Annotated in this window: 5 protein-coding genes; 4 read left to right on the forward strand and 1 reads right to left on the reverse strand. The window is 59.2% G+C overall.

Going from position 1 to position 5,549, the window contains the following annotated elements; translation table 11 throughout:
• Window positions 1–1,502 (forward strand): TonB-dependent receptor (locus ACHWRX_RS12735; RefSeq protein WP_394659468.1); only part of this gene is annotated, 1,502 nt, incomplete at its 5' end.
• Between the two features lie 598 nt (window positions 1,503–2,100).
• Window positions 2,101–2,850 carry a GntR family transcriptional regulator gene (locus ACHWRX_RS12740; RefSeq protein WP_394659469.1) on the forward strand — a complete coding sequence of 250 codons (750 nt, stop codon included), beginning with the start codon at window positions 2,101–2,103 and terminating at the stop codon, window positions 2,848–2,850.
• A 213-nt stretch (window positions 2,851–3,063) separates the two neighbouring features.
• Here the strand turns inward: ACHWRX_RS12740 and ACHWRX_RS12745 are convergent, their stop codons facing one another.
• A complete protein-coding gene (locus ACHWRX_RS12745; protein ID WP_353955761.1) occupies window positions 3,064–3,867 on the reverse strand; it encodes an SDR family NAD(P)-dependent oxidoreductase in 804 nt (267 codons plus the stop codon).
• A gap of 254 nt (window positions 3,868–4,121) precedes the next feature.
• Here ACHWRX_RS12745 and ACHWRX_RS12750 point away from each other — a divergent pair, with 254 nt between their 5' ends.
• Window positions 4,122–4,970 carry an enoyl-CoA hydratase-related protein gene (locus ACHWRX_RS12750; protein ID WP_058736633.1) on the forward strand — a complete coding sequence of 283 codons (849 nt, stop codon included), beginning with the start codon at window positions 4,122–4,124 and terminating at the stop codon, window positions 4,968–4,970.
• A gap of 151 nt (window positions 4,971–5,121) precedes the next feature.
• Window positions 5,122–5,549 (forward strand): LLM class flavin-dependent oxidoreductase (locus ACHWRX_RS12755; protein WP_394659470.1); only part of this gene is annotated, 428 nt, incomplete at its 3' end.

Below are 5,549 nucleotides of genomic sequence, written 5' to 3' on the forward strand. Positions count from 1 at the left end.
TCAACGCCATCTTGAGCCGCGACCTGGCGCTGGGCCGTTATCGCTTCAACACCGGCGGCATGGGGACGCCGGGCAACACGCTGGATGGTACGGCTGGTCAGCCCTACAACCGCATTAAGAACTGGGGCATTACAAACAAAACTACGTTTGAAGCGGGAGATGTAACGTTCAAAAACATCTTTGGTTATCGCAAAATCCGCTACGTCAACCATAGTGACTACGATGGGACTGCGGCGGCACTGATTGGACCCGTACAGTTTTCGCGTACCAACAATATCAGCGAAGAATTTCAGGTGCAGGGCAAACCATTTGGTGAGCGCCTGGAGTTTACGTTGGGTGCATTCTATTTTCGTGAAAAGGGCCAGGATGGCGCCGAGCCGCTTTCCTTCCCGCAGTTGACCTCGATTGGCTTCGCCAGTGGAGCGCCTGCGCAAGCCGGATTCTTCCTGAACCGGCCTGCGGAGAATTACCGCCAGTCGACAATCGGCTATGGCAAGGCGAGCAGTTGGGCCGTGTATACTGCCGGCACCTTCTCAGTTAGCGACGAACTTAAATTGTCTGGCGGCATCCGCTACAACAACGATGTCCGCAATGCGCGGGTGAATCCATTTTATATTAGCCTGCTTGGCGCACCGACGTGCGTCTACGGCGGGTTTGGTGTTCGCCCGATCGAAAACTGTTCGGAATCTCGCATTCTCAAGAACGACGCGGTCACCTATGACGCTACTATTCAATATGAACCAAGCAGCGACTTGACCATGTACGCCGCTCTCCGTCACGGTTATCGTGCTGGCGGGTTCAGCTTGCGTGCTCAAAACGACGTCACTTTCCGGCCGTTCCAGCCCGAAAAGGTGGATGAATACGAGGGCGGTATCAAGAAGAACTTTTTCTTTGGTGGTGCGCGACTTTCCACCAGCCTCGCCGCATTCTTCCAGAACTACAAAAACGTCCAGCAACAGAATGCACTGCTGATCGATGGACAGGTGAACACGATCACCACCAACATCGCCAAGCGTCACAATTACGGCGGGGAATTCGAAGCAAATCTGACCGTGCCGGGCGGTTTCTCCGCTAATCTGTTCTATTCGTTCGTCGACACCAAGGTAATCAAGGGCGACAACGGCTCTTACCCGCTGCAGGGCGTGCCGAAGCACCAGCTTGGCGGCGGCCTGACCTATGCCCATGAACTTGAAGGCATGGGCGAACTGGCCGCAAACGTCAACGCGACCTATCGGAGCAAGACTCCGCTGGATGACTTCGATGCGATCGGAAATCAAAAGGGCTACGCTCTCGTCAACGCGCGCGTTGGCCTCGATCGCATCGGTGGTAGCCCGTTCGGAGCCGCACTTTTTGTTACCAACCTGACAAAGGCATACTACAAGCAGGGCGGCATCTATCTCCTGAGCAACGGCCCGAATGCACCGGACGGTGGCCCCGGCTATGCCGCGTCTACCTTCGGCGAACCGCGCATGTATGGTGTCGAGGCATCGGTTAAGTTCTGATCCTATCGTTTCGCCTCAAGCAATGAGGCAAGATCGATTTAGCATGCATCAGGCTGGTTCTCTGACGAGAGCCGGCCTTTTGTATGTGCCGATCTACCGGGTTTGAGCGTGGTCTCGTAATGTGAGATGAAACACGTTTCGTTCCATCGCGTCTGCGCAGAAGACCTGCAGTTTGGAGCGTGAAATGACGTGATCCGGGGCGAAAAGATGAGAATAAGCCGGCTTTCATCGAAGCCTCAGCGGCGCGGACAAGAGACTAGAGCCATAGTCGGCTGGCGCCAGAATGGTGCTGCAGCTCCCACCTTCATTGCTTCGAACACCGCGGATGCGGTCGCCACGTCCGCCGACGCCCCCGTTGGTGCCCGGGCCGGATGAGAGCGGGGAGCGGACCGTCGGAGTGAAGCGTGTTACCATCCTCTTGATAAGCGAGAAACGGCACGTCAGACTCTGCAACGAGAAGATACGATAGCCTGTTTGCGAAATCAGCCTGCCGAAGTTGCGATGGTTTGCGCGTTTGCGCCGACTGGCGGCTAGGCGCGGATGTAAAGAGTGATTAGTATGTCACGTTTGGATGGCGCGACGATAAGGGCATAAGACCGTGCAAATTGTTAGCGCGTTGAAGGAAGTGTTAAAAGAGGGGCCGGTTCCGCTCTATTATCAGCTTGAGCAACATCTGCGAGAGCGGATCGTCGGCGGTGAATTTGAGCCTGGGGCTAGCTTGCCGACTGAGGATGCGATCTGCAGCCAGTACGGTGTCAGCCGGATAACCGTCCGTCGCGCGCTCAGTGCGCTGCAGGATGATCGCCTTATCGAACGGCGGCGCGGCGTCGGATCGTTCGTTGCTGATATCAAGGGCGGCATGAACAACCAGCTCACGGGATCATTGCGCGAGTTCCTTGCCGCCGCCGCCGCGCTGGATACTAAGCCATTATCGATTCAGCGTGAGCCGGCGCCTGCCGATGTTGCCAAGAGCTTGCGGGTACCCGCCGGAGAGGATGTGTTTCGGCTCAAGTTGGTGGGTAGCCTGGAGGGGCAGGGGCCGGTCGCATTCCTGAACATTTGGGTGCCACTAGCCGTCGGCACCGGCTTTGCCACCTCGTTGCGCAGCGAGGTGCCGATCGTGCGGCAGGTCGAGCAGGCGCTGGAAGCGAAACTGACGCGTGCCGAGCAGTTCATCGAGCCGGACGTGGCAGGCGCCGAAGCGGCACGGCATCTTGGCATCGCAGCAGACCGCCCGATCTTGCGGGTCAAGCGTATCTATTACGCACAGCCGGATACGCCGATCGAAGTGGCGTACGTTCGCTATCACCCTGAACGCTACCGCTATGCGATTGATTTCAAGGGTTGAAGGAACCCGCCGCCGTTCCAGAGGACCGGGACTGTGGTTTTGGTTTGTCTGAGGTGGATGCGGCGAAGCGCGGGGGGAAAGTTCCTTGGCAGTGACGCCCGGACCTTTTCCGGCGAGCCATGCCGATACTGACCGAGCCTGTACGACCGGCGCATCGAGACAGGCCGGGTATATGATGATCCCCCAAGTCGGCCCGAGCGACCTGCGACTGCCTTATGCCTTGGCGATCGCGACCAGGTGTTCGCCTTTGCCATGAACCGCTTGCTTGAGATCGTCGCCGACGAGCAACCGCAGCGGGTGATCGGACTTGTCGATCGCGGCCAATACGGCGTCCGCCACGGCTTGAGGCGTTGAGGCCGACGCTTCATAATATCCCGCCAACGAGGAGCGGCCCTCACCCGATATGAAAGCATAGTCGTCAATGCGTGAGGCCGTTTCCTTTGTGCCGGAGGTGATGAACGGCGTTTTGACCGCACCCGGTTCCACGATCAGGAGTTTGATCCCGAACGCTCCGATCTCTTGCGCCAAAGCCTCGCTCAACCCCTCGAGGGCGAACTTGCTGGCGCTATAGGCGCTCATGCCGGCCATGCCGGTGAGGCCGACGCCCGAGGAGATATGGACGATTTGCCCGGCGCGGCGTTCGCGCATGTGCGGCAATACCGCTTGCGCCACGGCCCACGGTCCAAACACGTTGATATCAAACAGCGCTTTGGCTTCGGAAATGGACGTCTCCTCGAATGCGCCGAACAGCCCTTGACCTGCGTTGCTGACGACGACGTCCAGCGGCCCCGCGGCGATCACGCGCTGCAAGGCTGGCCCCACGGCGTCTGCCACGCTGAGATCCAATCGCAAGCCGATCGCCCGACCTGGCGCTGACGCTTCGAACTCGGAAAGCCGTTGCGCATCACGAGCGCAGCCGATCACCGTATCCCCTCGCGCCAACGCCAGATCAGCTAGCGCTGCGCCGATGCCGCTAGAAACACCTGTGATCAACCATCGCCGCGGCCCATTCATCATCTGCTCTCCAACTTATTGACGTCGTTTGGGGTTTGTTCGCACGGTGATACATCGTCTTACAACCCTGCCGATCCATTCACTTCAACCCTGATATCAACCCCCGCGCAGGCCGCTGGGAATGCGTGCGCTTCGCGTACATGATCTTTCCCGGTCTGGGTCCCCACCTGCGGCGATCAGGGATACCGTGACGCTTCGCTGCCTCGGAGTTGCCGGTGAAAGGTCGCCCGCCACCCCGCTAAGAAAAGGATGATACCGTGGAAGAATACACCAAGATTCAGTACCGGGTGGAGAACAAGATCGCGCGCATCACGCTGAACGTACCGGAAAACCGAAACGCGCTTGGCACCGTCCTGCGGGCGGAGATCGTAACCGCCTTGAAGGCGGCAGAGCGTGATAATGACGTTTCCGTGGTGCTGATCGACGGTGCAGGCCCTGTCTTTTGCGCGGGCTACGACCTGAAGGGCTACTCCGTCCCCGAGGGTGGCTATATTTCCGAGCAGCATTTCGACACCTGGAGCGATCAGTACGCGCGCAATTGCGTCAAGGACTGGCTGACCATCTGGGACTTGATGAAGCCCGTGGTCGCCAAGGTGCAGGGCGCGTGTCTCGCGGGCGGCACAGAGCTTATGTCGCTATGCGACATCGTCTTTGCCGCAGACAACGCGAAGATCGGCTATCCGGCCACGCGCGGCATGTCTTCGCCCGATACCTCGTTCTTCCCGTGGAAGATGGGAATGGCCCGCGCGAAGTATCTGCAGCTGACCGGTGGCGTGATCAGCGGCAAGCAGGCGGCCGAATGGGGTTGGATCGTCAAGAGCTTCCCCGCCGATCAGCTTGATGCCGAAGTTGAGAAGGAAGTCGCCGCGCTGGCCAGCGTCCCCGTGGACTTGCTGGCGGTTAACAAGGGGGCGCTGAACGAAAACTACGAGATGATGGGTTTCAAGAACGGCCTGCAAATGGGTGTGCATTGGCACATGGTGAGTATGGCGCGGGTCAGGCCGACGGCGGGCACTTTCCAGAAGGTTGCGGCCGAAAAGGGCCTGAAAGGCGCGCTGGAATGGCGAGACGGCGCCTTCAAGGACATTGATTACAAGGGCGACTGAGCGAGCGCGTCAATCGCGAAGAAGGGGGCTCCGGTCGAACTCGCGCTCCCTTCATTTTCGCCTCGCACGCGCTTTTCACATATGTGGTTAGGAGCGCGTGACGGTTTGGCCTGTCGGGTTTTGAGGTATGCAGCCGCGACAGGAGAGATTGATGCAGATCCATATCGTAATGCCGCATGGCGGCCCGCTCGCATCGCCTGAAATGATCCGCGATTTCGCGCAGACGGTCGAGGAATCGGGCTTTCACGGGCTGGGCTTTTTCGATCACCTGGCGCTGCCGCGGGCGGTTGAATCAGAGTATAACCTGGGGGCCAAGCCAACCGGCATTCCCGAAGACAACCTGAAGAAAACGCTGACGCCGCTCTACGAGTGCCTCACCGTTATGGGTTACGTTGCGGGCCTGACCAAGCGGGTACGGCTCAGCACCGGTATACTGGTGCTGCCGCTGCGCAATCCGATCTATAACGCTCGCCAGATCGCCACGCTGGATGCGATGTCGGGTGGCCGCGTGGACCTTGGCATCGGCGTGGGCTGGTTGGAGGAGGAGGCCACGGCCATGCAGATGCCGTGGGATGAGCG

It is taken from the genome of uncultured Novosphingobium sp. (assembly GCF_964277725.1).
Taxonomy (GTDB): domain Bacteria; phylum Pseudomonadota; class Alphaproteobacteria; order Sphingomonadales; family Sphingomonadaceae; genus Novosphingobium; species Novosphingobium fluoreni.